The following is a 21,647-nucleotide window of genomic DNA, read 5'->3' on the forward strand; positions in this document are numbered from 1 at the left end:
ACCCTCTCAGAGCATGGTTCAGCACCGGGGCAGGTAGAAGTAGACCAGGCGGGGGGCCAGCATGGTTTCGGAGGAGACCTGCTCATCCAAGGTCGAACTGAAACCACGGAGGCCTGCCCGGAACACTCCCCACCAATCGGAGCACGCCTCGTTCATCCAGTCCTGGAAGCCACCTGACTTCCCCACCACCCCAGAATCCTGCCTGTCCATCCCACCGGAGCCCAGCCATGCGGCAGTCGCAGGGTTCCCCCCAGGCAGAGATTCACCGGCGGGGCGGCTCGACGGGGGATTGACTTCAGCACCAGATCCCCCCCGATCCGAATGCCTTCCCCCCACCCTTCCAGTAAGGGCAGATCGGCGAGGAGGACATCGCCTCCGCAGTTCAGGTTGGCGGGCATCTGGCGCAATCCGAGGCCTCTGCATTCCAACCCGTCCTGGATCTCCAAGCCTTCGGGTAGCCAACGCAGGTCCGGGCAACGGGCGAGCCTGAGTCGCTGAAGACGGAGGCCGCGTGGCAGCATCCGCAAGCCCGCGCAGGGAACGCAGCCCTGATCGATCAGGGGCAAGGGTGGCCTGCCGGGCCCCCGCCAGTGAGACTGGAGCAGACTGAGGGCCAAGTCCGGCTTCCAACCCTCCCAGTTCAGCATGGAGAGGGGATGGATACCCTCGCTTTCCAGCAATTCCGCCAGAACCCCAAAGAGCTCGGGGCGGGCCTGGGCAAGGCGCGCCCCGCACTTCGCTTTGCCCAGGGCGGAACTCCGGGCTTCCCCCGGCGAACTGGACAGGATGACTTCCAGGGCCGTCCGCTGCGGAATACCATTGGCTTCCATTTCCGCCAGACAGGCTCCGGGCCCCAGCCCCAGGAGGGTGAGGCAGCGAAAGGTCCAGGCCAGACTTTCATTCATCACCCCACCCGGCAATCAGGCCCTGTCGAGATGCCTCAGCACCTCTTCCAGGGCGAAACCCGTTTCAGCCTTGAAGTCGTCTTCAAGCCTGCAGATCTCCTGCTCGACATCCTGAATCTCCGAGCGCAGCACCCGGCACTTGCCATCGACCTCGCCCGCTTCCGCGGCCACCGTAGCCTCCATCAAGGCCTGATCGCGCAACAGATCCAGACTATCGCAGTGGCTGATCCACCCAGCCTTGACGGACTTCTGGATCTCCCTCCTCATCCGCGAAACCCGGTCCTTCAACTCCTGGGCGAGGGGCCTGAGACGACCTCGAAGCCTATCCAATTCCCCTTCCAGGCGCTGACGGCGTGCCTGGGCATCCTGCGCCCGGGCTTCCAGGTGACCTGGGCAAAGAGCCCTCGCCGCATCCAGATCCGCTTTCAGGCGAGCCCGCCGATGGATCCGCTCCAACTCCCCCTGGATTGCCTTCCATAGGAAGCCGGTGGCCTTGCCTTCGCGCACATAACGGTACGAACTCATGCCCAACACAAAAAGAGGCAACTCACTGCGGAAGGCCTGCTCAAAGGGTTCCACCAAGCGACCCCGGTACGACCGCGAATCCGCCCCAAGCAGCTCAGCCCGGTACGTGATGCCATCCAGCACCAGGCTCACCCGGACATCCGCCAAGGAAGCCAAGTTCTCGATCTGAACCTCAAATCGCATTTCGGACACGCAGCGACCTCCCAATGATTACCCCGGGCCAAGCCCCATGGGCCTTAGGTCCAATCATCGCTCTCCCATGCAGACAATGGTTGTCGCAAGTCAATCTGACGCGACTGCTCCCCGGGGGACATGCCCGGGCGACTATGAAGCCTTCACCCGCCCATTGCATGCAGATGCTCCGCTTCTCCGCGCCGCGCCCGGAGGGCCTCCGCGACCTTGACCCAGGAGGGGTAGGCCGCCTGCTGGTTGCACCCCGGAGGGGCAATGGCATGAGCCTTGTGGTGAGAGACGCCGATGCGATCCAGCCTGTGCTGTGCCTTGCTTCCGAGGGCCACGACCATTGCGTTCGGGAACAGGGCCAACTGACGCCGGAGGAATCGACTCCCGCACTCCTGTTCCACAGCTTTCGGCACAGGTCCTGTCGTGACCATGGCCGAACAGAGGACCGATTCCGTCATCCAGACCTTGCGAAGTTGTTCATCAAAGGAAAGGTCAGGCCAGCACAACTGGAAGAGCTTCCGCGCATTCCTGTGAAACAGGCCCTGCCCCTCCCGAAAGGCCCAGTAGGCGTGCTGTATAGCTTCATCCATCGTGGCATGGTCTCCGGGACTGGGATCCCCGGGTTCCGCGAAGACCAGAACCAGTTCCACCTCCGAGGGCGAACCGGTAGCCCCCAGGAACCCACGGGGGATGTGACCCTGGGCAGGCTCCCACCTCATGGTTGTGCAGATGCCATCGAAGTTCGGGCAGCGGTACGCATGGGAAAGCATGTCCCTGACCGAGACGCACGGGGCACAGGCCACCTTGGCAACTTGAGCCAGGGGAATGTCAGCCGTATGGATCTCAATCGCTATCCGGTCCTTTGGGAGAGGGGGGCAAGGCTTCGGTTCCTGGCCAGGGCCACTGGTGCTCTGAACCGCCGTGGAACCTTTGGGAAGTGATCCACCCTGGGCCGGAGGGGCAATGGTGCAATAGCCGTTGGCACACACAAACCCCGCAAGATCAGGGGTGCGGATCTTGTACCGACTGCCATCGCCCTGATAGACCGTCATGCCAAGCACCTGCCCATAAGTCGCACCGCGCTCGGCCGCCTCCTGGGCGAAGGCGACTATGGCATGCCGTGGACCCTTGCCCAGGCGAATATCGTTCTGCTTGCCAGGGCCGAGGACCCAATGTTCCAGTTCAACCCCAAGGGTCCGGGCCCGCCGCTCCAGGGATGCGGTGTAGGCGGCAGCCTCCTCCGACGTGAGGGTCTTCCTTGCCAGGGTCATTATGTCTCCCATTCATCGTCTTCAATATGGCCCTCGCTAGAGGGAAAACCTGAATCAAAAACGCAGCATGCGCTCAATCTCCTCGGGGGAAGGCTCTGCCCCCCGATACTGCGCCTCGAACCGCACCCGGTTCAGCAGCCCCTTGAGGGCCCGGACGCTGCCCTCTACGCTTTCCGCAATCAGCTCAATCGCCCTCTCTGAGACAGCGGGAACCTCCACAGACGATTCGGCCTCCACCAGGCCTCGAAGGATCGCTTTCCGTGTTTCCAGGCCGGGAGGCTGCACCTCCAACGCCAGCCCTCCGGTGAGAAGGTCGAATAGTCGGGGATGCAACTTTGACCGCAGGGACTGAAGGGGAATATCGCTGGAGGCCACCACGCGAGTGCCGCTTTCCATGGCAGCTTCCAAGATTTGGCGAAGCTCTTCCTGGGTGCGCTCCATCAGGAAGAGTATGTGCAACCCCTCCAGGAGAAGGAGGTCCGCCGCTTGGAACTGTCGGCGCAGAACGGTGGTGTTTTTGCTCTTGATGGCCTCGCTCAGCCGATCAAAAAAGGCGTCCATCTTGAGGTAGATCACCTTGGAGAGTGGCTTGGCCTGAAGAAGAGCCCTGCCGATGCCTACCAGGAGGTGCGTTTTCCCGACACCTGGTGGGCCTGAAAGGAACAGCGGCGATAGACCATTCCGGAAGATGCCACTCCCGTCCACAAAGGCATTCGCCGCTTCAAGAACCGGCCTGTTTTCAGGGCCCACCAGGAATCGTTCCAACTCGAATTCCCCAATATCGGACAAGAAGGCCGCAGAGGAAATTGCGATGCCGCCGCCTGGATTGCGACCGCCCAGCACTTCGACCCAGTCGTCTCCCAGGGCCAATTTGCTGAGGCCACCGGAGCGATGCTTGCGAATCTCCAGTGACGTGCCCTTGATCACGCCGACGATATCAAAGCTCGGCTCCAGTTCCATACATTTCGGTTTCATATTCGCGAAATCCCACTTATCCCGTCCCTGGTCCGTGGGCAGGAAATCGTCGGAATCGAGGATCAGAATGCGCAACATGGTCCCTCCTAAGGACGTTCCCGGTTCGGCGGGACCTTATCCCCCGCGCTTGTTCTCAAGGCTGGCCGCAAACCTATGGCCACGATCCGGCAGGCGCCGAAAAGGGTGAACTCCCCCAGCAGGCACAACACGTAGCCCACCTGGAGCCCGAAGAAGCCCGCCAGGGTGACCTTCAGCATCAGGGGCCAGATCAGTACCGAAAAGAGGCAGTCCAGGGTTTTGCGTGTCATGCCCATAGCATCGGGTCAATGGAACGACTTTCCCCGTCGCATCACAACCTGGGGTCCACCGGTTCGCTTTCCATGGCCAGCACCCCGAAGACGCACTCATGGACCTTACGCAGAGGTTCCCGCCGCACGAAGCGCTCCAGAGCCTCGATGCCCAGAGCGAACTCCCGGAGGGCCATGCTCCGCTTGGTGCTGAGGCCGCGACTCCGCAGCCGCTCCAGATGCTCGGTGGCGGTGTAATCCGGGCCGTAGATGATGCGGAGGTATTCCCGGCCCCGCACCTTCACGGCAGGCTGATTGAGTCCTCTGGGGCCATGGCTGATGAAGTCCAGGGGCTTGACGACCATCCCCTCCCCGCCCTTGCCCGTGAGGGCTTCCCACCACTGGATGCCGGCCTCCACCTCGGTTTCGTCCTCCAGATTCACGGTCCTGTGGGCGGTGGTGAACATCAGCTTCGGATCCCCCGAGCAGAGCTGGGTCAGCATCTCCATGTGCCAGAGGTGATTCTGGTCCGTGTGGACCGCGCCCTCTGTGGCCAGGAGGTGGAAGGGGGCGAGGCGGAAGTCATCCAGGGAGGAGACCGGCCAGCAGTACTGCCGGTAGGCAGCCTGGAAGGCCCGGGCCATCGCCAGGCGACCCTGGATGCCTTCGACCTCCCGGGAGAGGTCTAGACCCCTGCCCTGGGCTTGAAGCAGGAGGTCCAGGCCCGCCTGGAGATCAGCCTGGGCGGCGGTGGCCACCGGGGCGTACTGCCGCTTCAGGAGTTCCTGGGCCTTGGCGGACCAGGGCATCAGCTCGCAATCCAGGCATACCCAGTCCGTCTGGAAGCGATCCCAGAAGCCGGTGGATTCACAGGCCGCCTGGAGGCGTCCGAAGAAGGCGGCCTCCATGTCCCGGTCCGTGAAGAAGCGCCGCCCCGTGCGGGTATAGCAGGCCCCTGGCCCATCCCCCTGGATCCCGAAGCGCCGCTGGGCCACCTCCTCGGAGCGGCAGAGGACCACCACCGCCCGGCTGCCCATGTGCTTCTCCTCGCAGACAACCTGCTTCACTCCGTACTTCCGGAAGTAGGCGAAGGCCTCTGCCGGGTGCTCCAGATAGCCGGAACGCTCGCTGGTCTCCGTGGGCGACATGGTGGGGGGAAGGTAGATCAGCCACTTGGGACTGAGGGCGAAGCGGGACATGACCTCCAGGGCTGCGCGGGCATTCTCCTCCCGGACGGTGAGCTTGGGCACGAGCCGGGTATGCACCAGGCGCTTCCCCAGGACATCCTCCAGGTCCAGCAGGTTGTCATATGCCTGCTGGGCACTGAGGCTGGGATCCTCCGTAGCCTGAAGGGGACGGATCGGCTCGAAGTAGACCTTCCGGGCGGGCACCGAAACCAGCTCCTTCTCGGGGTAGCGCAGCGCGGTGAGTTTGCCCCCGAAGACACAGCCCGTATCCAGGCAGAGGGTGTTGTTCAGCCACTCCGGTTCCGGCACCGGCGTGTGGCCGTATACCACCATGGCCTTGCCGCGATAGTCCGCCGCCCAGTCGTAGCGCACCGGAAGTCCGTATTCGTCCGTCTCGCCGGTGCTTTCCCCGTAGAGGGCGAAGATCCGGGCGGCCCCGGAGGCCCGCCCCTGCATCTCCGCCTTCATCCCGGCATGGGCGACCACGAGCTTGCCGCCATCCAGAACGAAGTGGCCGATCAGGCCATCGATGAACTTCCGGACCGCCTCCAGAAAGGCCGGATCAGCCTGTTCCAATTGGGCCACCGTATCGGCAAGGCCATGGGTCAGGGTGACCTGCCGGCCCTGGAGCTTCTTCAGGAGCTTGGCCTCATGGTTGCCCGGCACCATGAAGGCCCTTCCCGCCGCCACCATGTTCATGACCAGCTTCAGGGCATCCATGATCCTGGGGCCGCGGTCCACGATGTCGCCGAGGAAGATCACTTTGCGGCCTTCCGGGTGGCTGGCACAGGGTCCCTCCGGTGTCTCCTCCAGGGAGTAACCGAGGCGCTCCAGCAGGAGGCAGAGCTCCTCGTAACAGCCATGGACATCGCCGATGATATCGAAGGGACCTGACTCGTCCCTGCGGTTGGTCCACAGGCGCTGGCGCTGGATCTGGACCTCGGCGACCTCCTCGGGCGATCCCAGGGTGAAGATCTGCCGGATGCCCTCCCGGTCCATGCCACGCTGGTAGCGCCGCAGGGTCTGGATCTGGTTCCGGATGACATGGGGACCGAAATTCCGATCCGGACGCTCCCGGTTGCGCTCCTGACAGACCCGCTCGGGCAGATCGAAGACGATGGCTACGGTCAGGACATGGTACTCCCGGGCGAGGGCGATGAGCCTCTTCCGGTCCTCAGGGCGGAGGTTCGTGGCATCCACCACCGTCAGCCGACCTGCGGCCAGGCGCTTGGCCACAATGAGGTTCAGCACCTCGAAGGCATCCGGAGTGGCGGCCTGATCGTTCTCATCATCGGAGACAAGGCCCCGGCAGAAGTCCGAGGAGACACACTCGGTGGACCCGAAGTGGGCGCGGGCAAAGGTGGACTTCCCGGATCCGCTCGGCCCCACCAGGAGGACGAGGGAGAGTTCGGGAATAGTGAGCGTGTTCATGGGCTTCGCTTTCATTCAGGAGCGGGAGAAGATCGCCAGCTGGGTCGGTGCCCCCACCTCAGGATCTTCTGCCCCGATGGGGCTGAACTCGACTTCGTATTCGTTTCTTTCCGCCACGCCCTGCGCCCAGGCCCGGAACTCGGCTCGGCTCCATTCGAAGCGGTGGTCGTCATGCCGGAGCCGTCCAGGCACCAGGTTCAGAAACCGGACGTTGTACTCGGCATTCGGCGTGGTCAGCACGACCATTCGGGGCCGGGCGCAGCCGAAGAGGGCCTGTTCGAAAGCCTCAAGCCTGTCGGCTTCCATGTGCTCGATGACCTCCACCACTGCGGCGGCATCGACCCCTTTCACCCGATCATCCCGATAGGTCAGGGCGCCCTGGGCCACCTGGACCTTGCCCTGCCACTTGTGGGGGAGTTCATCCAGATGGAGGCGCTTGTGGGCGATGCCCAGGGCTCGGCAGCTCACATCGATTCCCAGCAGTTCGTCGAAGGAACCGGCCTTCATCAGCGCCTGGAGCAGGCGCCCTTCACCACACCCGAGATCGACGACCCGCTTGGCGCCGCTCTGGACGATAAGCTCCGCCACGGTCTGAATCCGCCGCTCATTTAGGCTGAGACTGGCTTCCAGTCTGGCCTCGGTAGCCTCCTGGGCGTTCTGGACCTGATCCGGGTCTTCCCCATCCTCGAAGCAGAGGCGCTCCAGGGCATCTCTGGTCAGGCTCCGCTGCCGCTTGAGGTAGCGGTGGGTGATCTGCTCCCTTTCGGGATGTTGGGCCAACCATCCCTCCCCCCGGCGCAGCAGCTTTTCAATCTCGTCCTGCCCGACCCAGTAGTGCTTGTCGTCATCCAGCACGGGAATGAGGACGTAGAGGTGGGCCAGCAGATCCTTCAAGGGGATCAGCTGCTCCAATGCCACCGAATAATAGGGGCTCTCGCCCCACTCCGGGAAACGTTCATCCAGGGGGAGCCGGGTGACCTCCACCCGGTAGCCCAGGGGCTCGAAGAGCGGCCTCAGGAAGGACTCACCACCACGGCAGGGAAGCACCGGCAGACAGGCCCGCAGGGGGATGGGGTCCCCCACCAGCCCGGGCCTATCCTTGCAGAGACCCGAGAGGGCGCTGCGGAAGACCTGGCCCATGGCCACGCTCAGGAAGCTGGAGGCCGTATAGGGGCGATCATTGACGTACTGATCCAGGAGCCCCTCGGCACCCCCCGGACCCCGGCGGTCCCGCACCAGGGCCACCGGATCGACCTCCACTTGCAGCGCCACCGTGCAGCGCTCCGCCGTGGCCTCCGGGTAGAAGACCAGCGCCCGGCCGAAGCTGAGCTCGAAGCTCTGGACCCGGTCGGGGTTCTTGTGAAGCAGGAAACCCAGGTCGGTGGCGGGCTGGTGGGTGGTCGTCAGGGAAAGGAGCATGGATCAGGCCTCTGCAGCGGGTTCCTGGACCACGGAGCAGCGCTGGATCTCCCGGTCCGAGATGTTGAGGAAATGAATGCCTTCCATATCCCGCCCAGCCAGTTCCTGGCGGTAGTGGGCATACCAGAACTCGAAGGGGTTTGCGCGGATGGCTCCGAGACGCTTGCCGAATCCATCGTTGTAGTACCCCTTCCCGGAGTACCGGAGCTGCCACTTAGGAGTCTGGGCATTTGGGAGGGTGGTCATGATGATGTAGGGGATCCGCTCACGGATGGACCTGGAAAAGGCCAGATAGGCATCCACATCCTTCGACGGGATGCGGGCATCCGAGGAGTTGGGGCTCTCATAGTCAATGTAGAGGCAGGGGTTGAGCTCACCATCCAGGAGGGTGATGTCCGGCTGGAATTTGACATCCGTATTGAAGCGCGTGTCAATGGAGACCAGCAGGTCCGGGCACAAGCGCCCCAGGGCGGCGGTGATCAGCCCAAGGGTAACGGGATGGGAGAAGGCGTTGCCGGTCTCCGTGTAGTCCCAAGTTGAATGGAAGCCATCGGGCAAGTGGCGGAAACGAGATTCAAGCTCTTCGACCAAGTCAGAGATGAGCTTCTCGATTTGGGACATGGGACCTCCTGATAGATGGGGCGTTAAACCCGGTGAATGTGTCAAACATTCCACCATCAGGGTAGGCCCACGGTTGCGACATCAACCGTCGCACTAAGAATTCCCTGTTCAGTCCCGGTATCCCTTGAGCGTCTCCTCCAGTTCCTCCCGGACCCGCTGGCGAAGGGCGAGGGGGGCCAGCACCTGAGCACAGGCTCCGAACTGAAGGATCCAGCGAATGGGGCCCTCCTCGCAGTTGGCCTTGAAGCGGACCAACAGGCTCCCCTCCTCTTCACGAGCCGGCAGGAAGCCAGGCAGGGCCGGGGGTGCCTCCTCCAGAGACTTGATCCAGGAGGCCCCCCAGATCCGCACCACAACTTCGAAGGGATCATCCCCGCTGCACCAGGCCCCGATCTGGTAGTCCACGGCGTTCTTCATGCGCCACTTGTCAGGAAATTTCGCACGGTCTTTCAGAATCTCTACTTCGCTGATCCGGTTCAGGCGGAGCTGCTTCGGTGAATCCCCCTTGGGATCCCAAACCAGGAGATAGGCGCCTCCGGCGAACAAGTCATGGGTCAGGGAGTGGGGACTCACGTCCATGAGGAAGGTATTCACCGCCCCCGGGGACTGGTACTCCACCCGGACCATCCGTTTTGTCTCGATGGCCTGGAGGAGCGGCACCAGCACCGCCTCCAGGGTGGACTCACAGGGATCCTCCACACCGCCGTAGACCTTCACGGCCGAATCGAGCTGATGAAAGAGTCTCCGGTCCCGATCCGTCATGTGTCGGTTGGCAAACTGCTCGATGACCTCCAGCTTTTCATGCCAGAGCCTGGTGCCCGTCTGCGAGAGGGTCATCCCTGCGAGCTTGAGCGCCAGGCGGGCATCGCCGCTGATGTGTTCATCCCATTCGGGCCCCTGGGTCAGCACGAAGCGGATCTTCCGGCTCGAAGCCTCCTTGCGGCGCTCGATCACCGCCTTGTCCCTCTCCAGGCTGGCCAGACAGCGCTCCACCTTCTTGTCCAAGGCCTTGGCTTTGCGGCGGGGGTCCTCCTGCAGCACGCTTCGGACCGTATCGGCCCGAGCCGCCAGGATCCGCCGCAGATCCTCTTTGAGCATCCCAAGGGACCCAGTTTCGCGTAGCGCCATCAGCAGGGCGCGCACGCTGCCCTCGTCGACCGATATGGGCTCAACAGCAACAGCAGGCATTTGTGCCATGGGATCCCTCAATGAGAACAGAAACCGTGATGGAGGGGGAAGTTCATAAGGTTCTGACTATTGGGTCCGGATTGAACGATAGGTTGGGCCCAATGCCGTAGTATTTCTTAGGACGCAAATCAGTGTCATTATATTTTGGAATATGCCCGAATACTTCCATATAATCAGAAAAACAGGCATACTCGAATTCCAAGACTTTACCCATCATTCGAAGATCACCTGGAGTTTTCATCTTCGGGTTGCAATCAAAGCGGGCCACGCTGATAAAGAATCTTTCAATAGAATGCACAGCATTTGGGTAGTCAAATCGGAATCGCCATGCGACACCGTGTGGGCCATTCTTATCAAATAGTGCCCCATGAAGCTGAGACAATCGACTTGCTAAACCACCTTTAGATATAGTCATCCCAAAATATCGAATTTCAGGACATATTGAAAATTTACGATTACTCAAATCTTCATCTGAAACACCAATGGCATACACCCCTGGTTGATCCAGCTTAGTGATTTTACAGAGCTCTGACCATGGTTGCCAGTCGCTGAAAGTTGGATGATGAACATGCACTTCCTGAACCATTTTATAGCCTCAAATATAATCAATAATCAACTTAAGACTTCGTTAATGAATAGCGAAATATTTGGACCGATACTTGTAAAACAAATTGGATAGTTATCAAATTACGGGAGGGATGCCAGCTTGCCATCATTACTTATATACCGGGACACCCAAGAAATATCGGGGGATCACGGCAGGATGGACTTTTCAGAACATCCTATACCATGCGCCCTTCCAGGCGACAACCAAAGTCGCACCCAATTGCATTTCAAATTTCATGTGCGACATGAATTGTCTCCACCGAGAGCGGATACTCCAAGCCTGGACAGGAGAATCCATGCACATCCCCGCCGACACTTCCATCGTCATCCTTACAGGGGCGGGCATCAGCGCGGAAAGCGGGATTTCCACCTTCCGGGACGCCGACGGGCTCTGGATGAACCACGCCATCGAGGAAGTGGCACACCCGACGGCCTTCCGCCGGGACCCCGCCCTCGTCCACGAGTTCTACAACCAGCGACGGCGGCAGCTCTTCGAGGTCAGCCCCAACGCGGCCCACTTGGCCCTGGCCCGACTGGAGCAGGCTTGGCCCGGGGATTTCCTGCTGGTGACCCAGAATGTGGACGACCTGCATGACCGCGCGGGCTCCCTGAAGCTGATCCACATGCATGGCGAACTCCGCCGGGTGCGTTGCCTCAAGTGCCTCCAGAGCCATCCATGGATGGAGGACTGCCTGCCGGAAACCCCATGCCCCGCCTGCGGAAAGCCCTCCCTGCGACCGCACATCGTGTGGTTCGACGAGATGCCCATGAAGATGGGCGAGATCACCCGGGCGCTCAGCCGATGCGGGCTTTTCATCTGCATCGGGACCTCGGGGAATGTCTACCCCGCCGCCGGCTTCGTCCAACAGGCATCCCGCCAGGCCCACACCCTCGAAATCAATGCGGAAGAGACGAGGATCCGATCGCAATTCAAGGAGACAAGGAAGGGGCTGGCCTCTTGCGAGGTGCCCCGGTTGGTGGATGAACTGCTGGGCGGGATGACCCGATAGCCAATCCCGCCCGAGCAGTTCCCCTAGAGACAACTGCGCATCTGCTCCTCCTTGGGCAGCCGCTCGTTCGGATTGGACCGACTGACAGCCCGAAGATCGCTAAGCAGCGCTTCCAACGACTCATTGATGTTCAAGGCAACTCCAGGAATGGAGCCTGTGCTCAGGTCGGACTTGGCATCCGGACAGCACGGACTGCGATGGAAGGAATGACGGATGGTCTGCCACAACCGGGATTCACAAGTCCTCCCATGTTGGTCTTGCCTGGGGTTCAGGACAGCTTGCAAGCGGCAGGAGAAGGAAGCGTACCTGCGGATCCCGGAGGGTGCCGTCCGGAAACTCCAGGCGAGCCTGGAGGACCTGGTACTGGGAACCTTCAGTGTCGTACGGGGTATCGACGTAGATATCCCCGAAATAGCCGCAGATCCACCCAGAGGTGCTGAGAGGGGCACAAGGCTCCCAGGAGATCCCCTGCTCATCCAGGAAGGCGATCAGGGCTTCCCGTTCCAGACAGTCATCCTCGGAGAGCCCGGCATCCAGCTCCGCAAGTCGGGTGAAGCGGACGAAGAGGACATCCCGCCCCTTGGCCCGGGCTATGTCATCGATGTGCTGGATCAGTTGCGGCAAAGAAGCACCTCCAGGGACAGCTTGATGCCAGTAGTGCGACAAGCAACGTCGCACCAGGATCATTAAGCTGAAAGCATGAATACACTCAGCCTGCGCATCCTCGCCTTTGCCGACCTGCATGGAAAAGGCTTCAAGGAGGCTTCCGACATTATCGACGATACGCGCCCCGACTGGATCATTCTCTGCGGTGACATCCTGCCGGACTTCCCCAGGATTTCAGGCCAAACCTCGCGCCTGGAGGCCCAGCGGGAGTTCTGGCAGACCTACCGCTCCCGCTTCATTCGCGACTTCGCCATCACGACCTTTGTGCGCGGCAATCATGAAATCGAAGGGTTCAGTGACCCCGCGCTCCTCCGCCTGCCCCCTGCCCTGGCCGGACAGGTCGTACGCCTCGAAGGCATCCCGGCAGAATTCGGCGCATGGGGATGGAGTCGGGAATGGGAGGAGGAAGAACTGGATGAGGAACTCCAGGTTCAGCTACACGCCAATCCAAGCCCCCGCATATACCTGAGCCATGTCCCGCCCTATGGCTGCCTGGACCGAGCAGCCCATGGCGAGCACATCGGCCACCGGCCGCTGGCACAGCATCTACGCGGACGCGACTGGGATGAGACCCTGGTGATCTGCGGACATGTGCATGAAGGCTTGGGGCACATGGAGGAACGGGGAACGACTATCGTCAATGCCACGGGGGGCTATGCCTTGCTGGAATGGAATCTGGGTACGACAAGGTTACTTGGAATAAATTGCCTAAAATAGTATCAAACATAAAAGGAATGCGCTCCATCCCCTTCCTAATGGAATTCGGAGAAAACTCACTCTTCAGCCAGAGTAATTTCATCCACAAGAGCCATTAGCCATTGGCAGGCATATTTGCCGCCATGCTTAGCATCAGAATTCATATCCGACCTAATTAGAGATTTCAAAGGTTTCAAATTTGGATAGGTGACGACAAGTTTATCGTACCACTTCTTATAAGAAGTCCGCTCGAATGGATTTTCACATTCCTGCTTGCTGGTCCATCCCATGGCGAGAATCACACGCACAGCCTTCCCTGGGAATGGTCGATCTTCTGGGCGAAGCTTTGCAGGCCTGAACTTCTTTATTTTGTCCAGATCGTTTGCTACCTGGCTTCTTTGCTTACTTGATTCGACGTTCTTGCTTTCGACAATCATTACAAAAGATCTGCCTTCCGGAAGAGCGAGTAGATCAATCGCCTCATCGGCCCCCTTCTTCCGTCCACCCATAGGCGGGACTTCTGTATAAATACAATATTGTTCAGATGCTAGAGCGCATGCAAATGCAGTAGTAATATCTTGCTCATTTGGATCCGATCCACCCCCTTGAGGGTAGTATGCAACATAGTTTCGCCTAAGAAGTTCAGCGGACTTGTCTAGGTATCCCTGCAAAAGTTGATAATCCATTTTTCGGCTCCCGAAGTCAAACTACATATACCACAAGCACTAGACATTAGGCACAAAAACAATCAAATTAATCATAAATCAAGTTTAAATCCAACTCACAACCAAACCACTATATCAATAGATTTGTAGAACCAATTAATGCCTACAACAATATCTATTGCCACACATCAGCATTTACCTACTTCCGAATGCCTTCCGACAATCAGAAGCATGCCCACCTTCACTCCTCCTCTCCCACCACGGACACGTAAAATGCTCAAACACCGTCTCTGTGAAGTGGCGAGATCGATTCCCCGCACACAGACCCCAATCCGCATTGAACTTCGCATAACCACTGCAATCCAGACACTGCCGACCTGATCGATACAGTTCCGCCGTCTTGGGTTCCATGGGCCAAGCGTATTCGTAGGCAGCCCTGCTGTCCGGGTTGGACCACCCGTCGATGATGATTCGGTTCTGGTTTCTTAATTTGGGCTCCATCATGTCGGTCCTTTTCCTCAGTCCAATGTGGACCCCATACTGCGACACCCTTTGTCGCCACCCGAATCCGATACTCTTCCCATGGACGAGGCATCGGTTTTCACGGAATCCCAGACCCCACCCCAACCCCTGACCGAGGGGATGGGTAATCTCAAGGCCCGGCTTTTCAAGGCCCGGGAAAGCCTGGTCACGAAGTCTCCCTTCCTGGGTGCTCTGGTACTGCGGATGCCGGTGCTGGTCACGGAAGACGAGCGCCTGGGCACGGCCTGCGTGGATGGCCGGGGAATCTGCACCTTCAGCAAATCCTTCCTGGAGGCTCTGGAGCTTCCGGCCCTTCGGGCGGTGCTGCTGCATGAAGCCCTGCATCTGGCCCTGGACGCCTTCCCCCGCTGCGGCAACCGCAAGGCCCTGCGCTGGAACCTGGCCCACGACTTCGCCATCAATCAACTCATCGATGAAAGCGAATTCTACGACGGCTTCCTGTCCATCCCGGAGGCCTTCAAACCCCTGCTGGATCCCCAGTTCAGGGGGCTCCCGGCCGAGCTGATCTACGACCGCCTCCCGGCGGACCTCGGCGATCTGGGACTGGGGGATGGCGCTTGCATCAGGGATGCCGTCGAGCATATGTCCCGCGGCGAGAAGGTCGCCCTCGGGCAGGCCGTGGGGCGCGGAATGGACCCCGAGGCCCTCGATGAATCCACCCGCCAGCAGGCCTGGGACGCACTCCGGCGCATCCCTGAAAGAATCCGGGGCGAGATGCCTTCCACCATGGAAGCCTGCGACGAGGCAACCCGGGACCGCCTGCTGGCCCTCTTCCGAATCATGGGTCCGGGCCCGGGCGACCTCTGGTTCGACGTATGGGGCAGCCTGACGGAAGCTGAGCGGGATGCCCTGCGGGACAACTGGCGGAAGCACCTCCTGGAGGCAGCGGAACAGGCCATGAGTGGCGACAGATCCCCGGGCAGTCTTCCGGGCTGGGCACAGAAGCTCCTGGGCCCCCTCCTGAACCCTCAGATCCCCTGGCAGGTAAAGCTGGCCCAGAAGCTCCATGGGCGGCTCTGCGGCAGGCGTCGCACCTTTTCGCGGCCCGGCCGTCGCTCCGCCGCCCTCGGCTGTGTCCTTCCCGGCCCCATGCACGATCGCGCCCCGGTGGGAGTCTTCGTGGATGTCTCGGGCAGTATCAGCCCCGAAGAACTGGGAGCATTCCTGGGTGAACTGGGGGGCATCCTGCAGGGGGCCGGCTCCCCGGTGCGTCTGATCACCTGGGATGCGGCGGTCCAGGAGGACTTGGTTCTGGAGCATCCCGAGGACTTGATGGCCTCCATCCGCTCAAGGGATCTGCAACTTCAGGGCGGTGGGGGCACCGACCCGCGCTGCGTCATCGAATACCTCGGCACCCCGGAGGGCCTGGGGCAGACACCCCTGACCTTCGGCATCCTCCTCACGGATGGTTATGTCTTCTGGCCCCGGGCCGATGCGTGGCCCTTCGACATTCTGGTCGTCAGCACCGGCGTTCTCCCGGAGCCGAAGTTTGGCTATGACGCTCTTTCCATCGAAACCCGCACTGAAACGGAGTGAAGCATGGCTGAAGCCATTGAACCTGTCTACCTGCCGGCCATCCTGCCCGGCGACCTGCCGGACCTGGCAGTGGCCACGGCCCACAGCGGGTTGGCCCTGATGCTCTACGGGAGTCCAGGCATCGGAAAGACCGCCCTGGTGCAGGCCCTGGGCACAGAGCGCCGACTGGTGGCCTGGGCCTCCCAGCGATGCGGCCAAGCCCTCGACACCCTTGGCGTGGTGACCCTCAGCGCACCGGAACTCAACGTGGAGGACCTCCTGGGGGTGCCCACGGTGGAGGAACTGGTGCGCCGCCTCCCCGATGGCGGCGACCACGCCTTCAAGGTCACCCGCTGGGCCACCCCGGCGGCCTTGGATCCCACGCGTCCCTTCGTGCTCTTCATCGACGAACCCAACCGCTGCGATCCCTCGGTACGCAACGCCCTCTTCCAACTCATCACGGGAAGGACCACCTCCGGAGGATTCTCGCTTCCCAAGGGATCGGTGGTCTGCATGGCGGGGAACCGCCTGGAGGACCGGGCGGGCGTCCGGAGCATGGACACCGCCTTCAGCAACCGCTGCGCCCACTTCGAACTGAAGGTAGACCACGAAGCCTGGCTGGACTGGGCAGGGAGCCAGAAGGGATTCTCACCCCTGGTGCGGGCCTTCCTGGCGAGACACCCGGGCTACCTGAACCACTTCGATCCCCAGAGCCCCAGCCCTCAGCAGCCCACGCCGAGAACCTGGGCGGGGGTCGGCTTCGCCCTGCCCTGCAGCCCGGAGCGCCTCAAGGGCCGCATGGTCCAGGCGGCCGTGGGCGTGGAAGCGGCCCAACTCTTCCAGGCATTCCAGGCCCATGCGGAAGTGGTTCCCGAAGCCTCCAAGCTCCTGGAAAACCCCGAAGGCGTGAGACTCCCCAGCCAGGGACAACTGGATCAGGCATGGATCCTGGGCACTGCCCTGGCGGACCACCTCACGGTTTCCGCCAGCGTGCCCCTCGGGGAGCGGGATCCCATGGGGCATGCCGTGGGCGTTGTCCTGGGGCGCCTCGCCAGGGAGGGCTTTGAGGAAGTGGCCGTCTTCTCCCTGCGCAGGGCCTGGCGGAGCACAGAGAAGCACCGTCATCCCTCCTCGGGTCTCCCCAACCTCCGTTTCTTCTCGGCGGTCAGGACCCTGAGCGAGATGCCGTCCTTTCAGGGATTCCTTGAGGCATTGAGCCAGGAGGATGCAGCGTAGGTTCCGGGCAACAGAATGCAGAAGCCGTCCAGCTCCCCCCGGGCTGGACGGCTTCCGATAGGAACTTGACGGTTACACTTCAGGCCGCCTCTGCCCCCATCAACAGGCCCTGGAACCAGGCGCTGGGGAAGTCCTCTTCAGGTCGATCCCAGTGGAAGCCCCACTCCCGATCCCTTTCCCAGCGCTCCTCCGAGAGGTCTCGCCATGCCTCCGAGGCCGTCCACAGGAGTTCCGACAGGACGCGGGGATTCTCCAGCAGTTCCCGGCGGAGCCGCAGGAGTATGGCCTCACCCTCCTCCCGGAGCGCGATCCAGTCTTGTTGGAGGCACAGTTCCTGGAAGCGGAGCGATTTCAGAAGATCGTGCAGTTCCGGGTACCGATCCCGGGGCATCTCCAGCAGAGGGTCTGAGGGAACCATGGTCGGTACGGACGCCCTCACGGCCAGATGGGGCGGCAGATAGAGGTTGCCACCCACCTGCACGCCCCTGGGTATGGCCTTCAAGTGATTGCAGGCCCGGAGGTCCAGGTGCCCTCCGATGATGGAGCCCGGCGAAAGGGCGCGGAGACCCGAAGCCCCGGAAATCACCAGATCTCCTCCCACCTCCACCGGAGGAAGCGTTTCCATATCAGGACAATCCTGAATGCGCAGGCTACCCCGGACCCACAGATGGGTGGGCCATCGGTCAAAGCCCGCCACACGCCGCAGGGTCATGCTCTTTTCAACGTGGAAGTATGCCGGAAGCACCTTCAGGTTTCGGCAGTCCGCAAGCACCACCGTGCGGCAGACCAGGGTGCCCCGATCCCCCGTATCGAACGAGCGCAACCCATGACAGCACTCCAGGTGCAGCAGGGCCACCGTCTCCGGGAGGAAGACTTCCCGCACCCTGGGACAATCCTTCAGCACCAGGACTTCCGCAGGACCGGGCACCCGCTCCAGGGTCGGGCAGTCCACTGCGACCACCCGGATATCCGGCGTATCGCCTCCGAAGACTTCCCTCAGGCCCTGAACCCGAAAGAGCCTGAGCGAGCGCGATCCGCCGCCATAGTATCCATGGCCTTCGGTCCACCTCAACCGGGGAGGCACCCGGCAATCCCTCAGATGGAGCTCATCCACCAACAGGTCGCCCCACGCCTCCGCCCGACTCACGCCCCCATTCAGATCCAGACGGATGCCCAGAAGGTCCCGGCCCTGGTCCAACCACTCAAGGCTTCGGGGCATGGTCGCCCACCCCCGGTGGGACCCGGGCCATCCCAAGCGCCGAAGCACCCTGAACCCGAAGCGGTAACTGTCCTCCACGAGGTCCCTCAGGGCCTCCAAGCCTGCCAACCTGGGATCGGCTTCATCCCGGGACCTCAAGCGATTGAAGAAGCACCCCGAAATCAGAGAGGCATGGGGCAACAGCGCCCCCAGGAGGGGCTGCCAGTTGCAGACCGTGCCGAAGACCAGACAGAGCGCGGCCAGGCGCTGCGCCTCAGGGTGTTCACAGGTCACGAAGCGCCTCGCCTCCCGAACCATTTCCTCGGGCGTCAGACCGAAGTTTTCCGCCTGCTTCAGCAGGGGGACGGCAGGCACCTTGGCCAGTCGCAGGGTTTCCACCAGGGGATTGAAACGCTCCGTCCTCACCTCTGTCTCGCAAGCATCCATCACCCCATCCTCCCAGCGCAAGCATGGAAGCCATCGTGAGACAACAGATGTCGCACCAAGCTCCCCATACTGAGCATCCTCAGGAGACTCCATGGGCAGACGGAAAAAGGCCATCATCACCTCCAGCATCAGCAACCCCTTCCGCCCCCTGGTCCGCCACTGGGCACTCAAGGCCCTTGCCGAACTCGGGGGCCACAAGAACTTCATCCAGCCCCATTTCTTCAGCGACACTACCCTGGCCGACTGGCTGGGACTGGGCGAATGCAAGGTTGACGGGGAATTTTCCTCCACCCTGGCTCTGGAGACCCTGCGGGACCTCTCCCGCAAGAACGGGGTGGAACCCCCCAAGGCGCCCGAAAGGGCGATCCTGACCCGCAACCTGCAGTGGATCGGGGACCTCCTGGGCCTGTCCACCGTGGAAAGACAACTCCTGCTCCTCCTGGTGCTGCATAGCCAGGAACCAACGTTGTGCTTGGCCCTCGACCTCCTCGGCAATCTCAGCGCAGCCAACCTTGTGACAGCCCTGGCCCGCCTGCTGGGTGTCTCCTACGCCGTCATCCAGGAGGCGTTGCGTCCCACCAGCGCCCTGGCGACCTCGGGACTCCTGGCCGTCGACATGAACCGCCGCTGGGATTTCAGTTCCAAGATCGAACTCCAGGAAGGCCTGGGGGACCGGCTCTGGATGAAGCTTGCGGACCCCCACTGCATCTTTGCGAACAGCTACGCCCTCGCCCCGGAACCCCGCCTCGGCATCAGCGACTATCACCATCTCCATGAGGATCTGGGTATCCTGACCGCCCATCTGGGGGGGGCTCTGAAGCGCCGCCAGAAGGGCGTGAATGTGCTCATCCACGGTGTGCCGGGCACCGGCAAGACCCAGTTCGCCCGCGCCCTGGCCCAGCACCTGGGAACCCAGCTTTTCGAAGTCGCCACGGAGAACATGGAAGGGCAGCCCATTCCCGGCCCCAAGCGCTTTCAGGCCTACCGCCTCTCCCAGGCCACCCTCCGGAAGAACCGCAAGGCGCTCGTCCTTTTTGACGAGGTGGAGGATGTCTTCCAGAAGCCCGAAAAAGCAGAGGGAATCCTGGGACGTCAGGCAGAGAAATCCGGTATGAAGGGCTGGATCAACCGGATCCTGGAAGAGAACCCCATCCCGGCCATCTGGATCACCAATCGCACCTCAACCATGGACGAGGCCTATCTGCGCCGCTTCGACTACGTGCTCGCCATGGAGATCCCACCCCGGAAGGTCAGGGCCCGGATCCTGGACACCTGCCTGGGCGACCTTTCCCTCGGAGAGATGTGTCGGGAACCCCTGGTGGCCCAGGAGGACCTGGCCCCGGCCGTGGTGGCCCGGGCCGTCAGGGTGGTGCAGAGCCTGCCCAAGTCCTTGAAGAACCAGGGCGTCGACAAGCTGCTCACCCGGGTCGTGGCCAACACCATGGAGGTCATGGGAGCCCCCATGAAGAAGACCTCGGCCATGGGAAACAGCCTGACCTACCGCCCTGAACTGCTCCAAACGGACTGCGATCTTGAAGCCGTGAAGCGCGGACTCAGGACGGGGGTCGAGGGCCGCCTCTGTCTCTACGGCCCTCCCGGCACCGGCAAGAGCGCCTTCGGCCGCCATCTGGCCGATGTACTGGAGCGCCCTCTCCTGGTGAAGCGGGCCTCGGACCTCCAGTCCATGTGGGTGGGGGAGACGGAGAAGAACATGGCCCGGATGTTCCGGGAGGCTTCGGCGGAGCAGGCCGTCCTGCTCCTGGATGAGGCTGACAGCTTCCTCCAGGACCGCCAAGGGGCCCAGCGGAGCTGGGAGATTTCCCAGGTGAACGAGATGCTCACCCAGATGGAGGGCTTCGAGGGGATCTTCATCGCCTCCACCAACCTCATGGGCAGCCTCGACAGCGCCTCCCTGCGCCGCTTCGACCTCAAGATCCGCTTCGACTACCTCAAGGCAGCCCAGGCCTGGAGCCTCTGCCAGGATCTGGCGGGCAAACTGGGCATCCAGACCGACGAGTCCCTCCAACAAGGGCTTGCCAAGCTCAGCCTCCTCACCCCCGGTGACTTCGCCAATGTTCTCCGGCAGGCCCGCCTCCGTCCCATCACCGACGCTGCGGACCTGCTCGATCGCCTACGGGCCGAGTGCCAGGCCAAGCCCCAGGGGAGGCAGCGGGTGGTGGGCTTCTGATGTCCGGAAACGAGACATTGAGAAAGGGCAAACCATGAAGGGAGCTGCGGAAAGGACCATCCACCTCGATCCCGAGGAGCGGGCTAGCCTGGAGGAGGATCTGGCCCAGGCCCGGGAAATGTCGGCCATGGCCCGCAAGAGCGGAACGCTTTCCGAAAAGGGAAACGTCCAGATGTACCTCGCTGCCCTCATTACAGAACTGGAGGGGCCACAACGCGCCCTCCGGCATAACCGGTTGGCCATCCGGCTTTACTTGCAGGCGGGCGATCCCGTCGACCTCGCCGAAGCGAGAGCCATCCTGGTCATCCGCCTGCTGGAAGCGAATCGCCCATCCGAGGCCCTCCGCCATTCCCGCAATACCCTGGAAGCATTCGGGGCTGTGGCACCAGAGAAACGCCAAGACTGGATCGCCAACCGGCTTGCCGGTCTGCTCCTCCGCGCTGGCCACCTGGAGGAGGGGCGGGCCTGGCTGGACCTAGCCCTTAAAGGGCCCTTCTCCATGGACCATGGCGGACTGATGGAGGACCTGGCCCGGTTGCTTCCAGCGCGGGAGGCCCGCGATTGGCAGTTCAAGGCCTGCGCAGCCTATCACCGGGCAAGCTTCCTGGTGGATGAGGCCAGGGCCCTGGTGACCCTCGCCCGCCTTGAGCGGCAGCTCGGGGATGCCTGGACCACCGAAGCCCTCTGCCGGGAGGCCCTCGCCATGGCAGGCCCCCTCGAAGCCGAGGGCCTGGCTCAACCCAATGGAATCCGAAGGCTCGTACAGCGAGTCCACCCGAAGGAGAGCCGTCTCCGCCTGTTACCGGAAGGTCAAACCCCCATGCGCTGCCATTAGAGTGGAGGCGTACATTTGGACTCACCTGAAAAATCGAGAGGCGCCGCCGT

The 21,647-nt window shown here is 62.0% G+C and carries 20 protein-coding genes; 6 read left to right on the forward strand and 14 right to left on the reverse strand.

What is annotated here, in order from left to right:
* Positions 1-18 precede the first annotated feature (18 nt).
* The 11 genes from HOLFODRAFT_RS24750 to HOLFODRAFT_RS24330 all read right to left on the reverse strand — a co-directional run bounded on the left by HOLFODRAFT_RS24750 (position 19) and on the right by HOLFODRAFT_RS24330 (position 10,578).
* Complete coding sequence (locus tag HOLFODRAFT_RS24750) at positions 19-156, reverse strand: hypothetical protein (protein ID WP_005032734.1); 138 nt, start codon at positions 154-156, stop codon at positions 19-21.
* Positions 153-905: a hypothetical protein gene (locus tag HOLFODRAFT_RS0203220; protein WP_005032736.1), complete on the reverse strand. Its 753-nt coding sequence runs from the start codon at positions 903-905 to the stop codon at positions 153-155. The genes HOLFODRAFT_RS24750 and HOLFODRAFT_RS0203220 overlap by 4 nt, the downstream gene beginning before the upstream one ends.
* A gap of 15 nt (positions 906-920) precedes the next feature.
* Complete coding sequence (locus tag HOLFODRAFT_RS0203225) at positions 921-1,622, reverse strand: hypothetical protein (protein ID WP_005032739.1); 702 nt, start codon at positions 1,620-1,622, stop codon at positions 921-923.
* Positions 1,623-1,765: 143 nt separating this feature from the next.
* On the reverse strand, positions 1,766-2,884 hold the full coding sequence (locus tag HOLFODRAFT_RS25030) for a hypothetical protein (protein WP_005032741.1): 1,119 nt from the start codon (positions 2,882-2,884) through the stop codon (positions 1,766-1,768).
* 54 nt (positions 2,885-2,938) lie between these two features.
* On the reverse strand, positions 2,939-3,937 hold the full coding sequence (locus HOLFODRAFT_RS0203235) for a DnaA/Hda family protein (RefSeq protein ID WP_005032743.1): 999 nt from the start codon (positions 3,935-3,937) through the stop codon (positions 2,939-2,941).
* 8 nt (positions 3,938-3,945) lie between these two features.
* Positions 3,946-4,167 carry a hypothetical protein gene (locus tag HOLFODRAFT_RS0203240; protein ID WP_148300340.1) on the reverse strand — a complete coding sequence of 74 codons (222 nt, stop codon included), beginning with the start codon at positions 4,165-4,167 and terminating at the stop codon, positions 3,946-3,948.
* A 41-nt stretch (positions 4,168-4,208) separates the two neighbouring features.
* Positions 4,209-6,764, reverse strand: coding sequence for a polynucleotide kinase-phosphatase (locus HOLFODRAFT_RS0203245; protein ID WP_005032748.1), 2,556 nt, complete (start codon positions 6,762-6,764; stop codon positions 4,209-4,211).
* Between the two features lie 15 nt (positions 6,765-6,779).
* A complete protein-coding gene (locus HOLFODRAFT_RS0203250) occupies positions 6,780-8,183 on the reverse strand; it encodes a 3' terminal RNA ribose 2'-O-methyltransferase Hen1 (protein WP_005032750.1) in 1,404 nt (467 codons plus the stop codon).
* A 3-nt stretch (positions 8,184-8,186) separates the two neighbouring features.
* Positions 8,187-8,804, reverse strand: coding sequence for a hypothetical protein (locus tag HOLFODRAFT_RS0203255; protein ID WP_005032753.1), 618 nt, complete (start codon positions 8,802-8,804; stop codon positions 8,187-8,189).
* Between the two features lie 108 nt (positions 8,805-8,912).
* The gene (locus HOLFODRAFT_RS0203260) at positions 8,913-9,947 is read right to left on the reverse strand and encodes a helix-turn-helix transcriptional regulator (RefSeq protein ID WP_158412904.1); all 1,035 of its coding nucleotides are present in this window, start codon (positions 9,945-9,947) and stop codon (positions 8,913-8,915) included.
* 97 nt (positions 9,948-10,044) lie between these two features.
* The gene (locus HOLFODRAFT_RS24330) at positions 10,045-10,578 is read right to left on the reverse strand and encodes a hypothetical protein (protein WP_148300341.1); all 534 of its coding nucleotides are present in this window, start codon (positions 10,576-10,578) and stop codon (positions 10,045-10,047) included.
* Positions 10,579-10,894: 316 nt separating this feature from the next.
* On the opposite strand from HOLFODRAFT_RS24330, the gene HOLFODRAFT_RS0203270 reads away from it, so the two are divergent.
* Positions 10,895-11,608 carry an NAD-dependent deacylase gene (locus HOLFODRAFT_RS0203270; protein ID WP_005032758.1) on the forward strand — a complete coding sequence of 238 codons (714 nt, stop codon included), beginning with the start codon at positions 10,895-10,897 and terminating at the stop codon, positions 11,606-11,608.
* 234 nt (positions 11,609-11,842) lie between these two features.
* Here the strand turns inward: HOLFODRAFT_RS0203270 and HOLFODRAFT_RS19065 are convergent, their stop codons facing one another.
* Entirely contained in the window at positions 11,843-12,232 is a 390-nt protein-coding gene (locus HOLFODRAFT_RS19065) for a hypothetical protein (protein WP_005032760.1), read from the reverse strand.
* A 75-nt stretch (positions 12,233-12,307) separates the two neighbouring features.
* Between HOLFODRAFT_RS19065 and HOLFODRAFT_RS22515 the strand changes: the two genes are divergently transcribed.
* Positions 12,308-12,991: a metallophosphoesterase family protein gene (locus HOLFODRAFT_RS22515; protein ID WP_005032761.1), complete on the forward strand. Its 684-nt coding sequence runs from the start codon at positions 12,308-12,310 to the stop codon at positions 12,989-12,991.
* A 56-nt stretch (positions 12,992-13,047) separates the two neighbouring features.
* On the opposite strand, the gene HOLFODRAFT_RS24335 is transcribed toward HOLFODRAFT_RS22515, so the two are convergent.
* The gene (locus HOLFODRAFT_RS24335; RefSeq protein ID WP_005032763.1) at positions 13,048-13,656 is read right to left on the reverse strand and encodes a hypothetical protein; all 609 of its coding nucleotides are present in this window, start codon (positions 13,654-13,656) and stop codon (positions 13,048-13,050) included.
* Between the two features lie 561 nt (positions 13,657-14,217).
* Between HOLFODRAFT_RS24335 and HOLFODRAFT_RS0203290 the strand changes: the two genes are divergently transcribed.
* Positions 14,218-15,714: a vWA domain-containing protein gene (locus tag HOLFODRAFT_RS0203290; RefSeq protein WP_005032766.1), complete on the forward strand. Its 1,497-nt coding sequence runs from the start codon at positions 14,218-14,220 to the stop codon at positions 15,712-15,714.
* 3 nt (positions 15,715-15,717) lie between these two features.
* The gene (locus HOLFODRAFT_RS22520) at positions 15,718-16,929 is read left to right on the forward strand and encodes an ATP-binding protein (protein ID WP_005032769.1); all 1,212 of its coding nucleotides are present in this window, start codon (positions 15,718-15,720) and stop codon (positions 16,927-16,929) included.
* Between the two features lie 79 nt (positions 16,930-17,008).
* On the opposite strand, the gene HOLFODRAFT_RS0203300 is transcribed toward HOLFODRAFT_RS22520, so the two are convergent.
* Positions 17,009-18,574: a hypothetical protein gene (locus HOLFODRAFT_RS0203300; protein WP_005032773.1), complete on the reverse strand. Its 1,566-nt coding sequence runs from the start codon at positions 18,572-18,574 to the stop codon at positions 17,009-17,011.
* Between the two features lie 91 nt (positions 18,575-18,665).
* Between HOLFODRAFT_RS0203300 and HOLFODRAFT_RS0203305 the strand changes: the two genes are divergently transcribed.
* Both HOLFODRAFT_RS0203305 and HOLFODRAFT_RS0203310 read left to right on the forward strand, forming a co-directional pair.
* Complete coding sequence (locus HOLFODRAFT_RS0203305; RefSeq protein ID WP_005032776.1) at positions 18,666-20,762, forward strand: AAA family ATPase; 2,097 nt, start codon at positions 18,666-18,668, stop codon at positions 20,760-20,762.
* A 34-nt stretch (positions 20,763-20,796) separates the two neighbouring features.
* Positions 20,797-21,597, forward strand: a complete 801-nt coding sequence (locus HOLFODRAFT_RS0203310) for a tetratricopeptide repeat protein (protein ID WP_005032779.1) — start codon at positions 20,797-20,799, stop codon at positions 21,595-21,597.
* Positions 21,598-21,647 lie beyond the last annotated feature (50 nt).

Origin of the sequence: Holophaga foetida DSM 6591 (genome assembly GCF_000242615.2) — a bacterium.
Classification (GTDB): Bacteria; Acidobacteriota; Holophagae; order Holophagales; family Holophagaceae; genus Holophaga; species Holophaga foetida.

Bases quoted from the DNA above. Each gene is read 5' to 3' on its own strand.
- HOLFODRAFT_RS24750 (WP_005032734.1), bottom strand. From the start codon at position 156: ATGAACGAGGCGTGCTCCGATTGGTGGGGAGTGTTCCGGGCAGGCCTC.
- HOLFODRAFT_RS0203220 (WP_005032736.1), bottom strand. From the start codon at position 905: ATGAATGAAAGTCTGGCCTGGACCTTTCGCTGCCTCACCCTCCTGGGG.
- HOLFODRAFT_RS25030 (WP_005032741.1), bottom strand. From the start codon at position 2,884: ATGACCCTGGCAAGGAAGACCCTCACGTCGGAGGAGGCTGCCGCCTAC.
- HOLFODRAFT_RS0203235 (WP_005032743.1), bottom strand. From the start codon at position 3,937: ATGTTGCGCATTCTGATCCTCGATTCCGACGATTTCCTGCCCACGGAC.
- HOLFODRAFT_RS0203240 (WP_148300340.1), bottom strand. From the start codon at position 4,167: ATGACACGCAAAACCCTGGACTGCCTCTTTTCGGTACTGATCTGGCCC.
- HOLFODRAFT_RS0203245 (WP_005032748.1), bottom strand. From the start codon at position 6,764: ATGAACACGCTCACTATTCCCGAACTCTCCCTCGTCCTCCTGGTGGGG.
- HOLFODRAFT_RS0203250 (WP_005032750.1), bottom strand. From the start codon at position 8,183: ATGCTCCTTTCCCTGACGACCACCCACCAGCCCGCCACCGACCTGGGT.
- HOLFODRAFT_RS0203255 (WP_005032753.1), bottom strand. From the start codon at position 8,804: ATGTCCCAAATCGAGAAGCTCATCTCTGACTTGGTCGAAGAGCTTGAA.
- HOLFODRAFT_RS24330 (WP_148300341.1), bottom strand. From the start codon at position 10,578: ATGGTTCAGGAAGTGCATGTTCATCATCCAACTTTCAGCGACTGGCAA.
- HOLFODRAFT_RS0203270 (WP_005032758.1), top strand. From the start codon at position 10,895: ATGCACATCCCCGCCGACACTTCCATCGTCATCCTTACAGGGGCGGGC.
- HOLFODRAFT_RS22515 (WP_005032761.1), top strand. From the start codon at position 12,308: ATGAATACACTCAGCCTGCGCATCCTCGCCTTTGCCGACCTGCATGGA.
- HOLFODRAFT_RS24335 (WP_005032763.1), bottom strand. From the start codon at position 13,656: ATGGATTATCAACTTTTGCAGGGATACCTAGACAAGTCCGCTGAACTT.
- HOLFODRAFT_RS0203290 (WP_005032766.1), top strand. From the start codon at position 14,218: ATGGACGAGGCATCGGTTTTCACGGAATCCCAGACCCCACCCCAACCC.
- HOLFODRAFT_RS22520 (WP_005032769.1), top strand. From the start codon at position 15,718: ATGGCTGAAGCCATTGAACCTGTCTACCTGCCGGCCATCCTGCCCGGC.
- HOLFODRAFT_RS0203300 (WP_005032773.1), bottom strand. From the start codon at position 18,574: ATGGATGCTTGCGAGACAGAGGTGAGGACGGAGCGTTTCAATCCCCTG.
- HOLFODRAFT_RS0203305 (WP_005032776.1), top strand. From the start codon at position 18,666: ATGGGCAGACGGAAAAAGGCCATCATCACCTCCAGCATCAGCAACCCC.
- HOLFODRAFT_RS0203310 (WP_005032779.1), top strand. From the start codon at position 20,797: ATGAAGGGAGCTGCGGAAAGGACCATCCACCTCGATCCCGAGGAGCGG.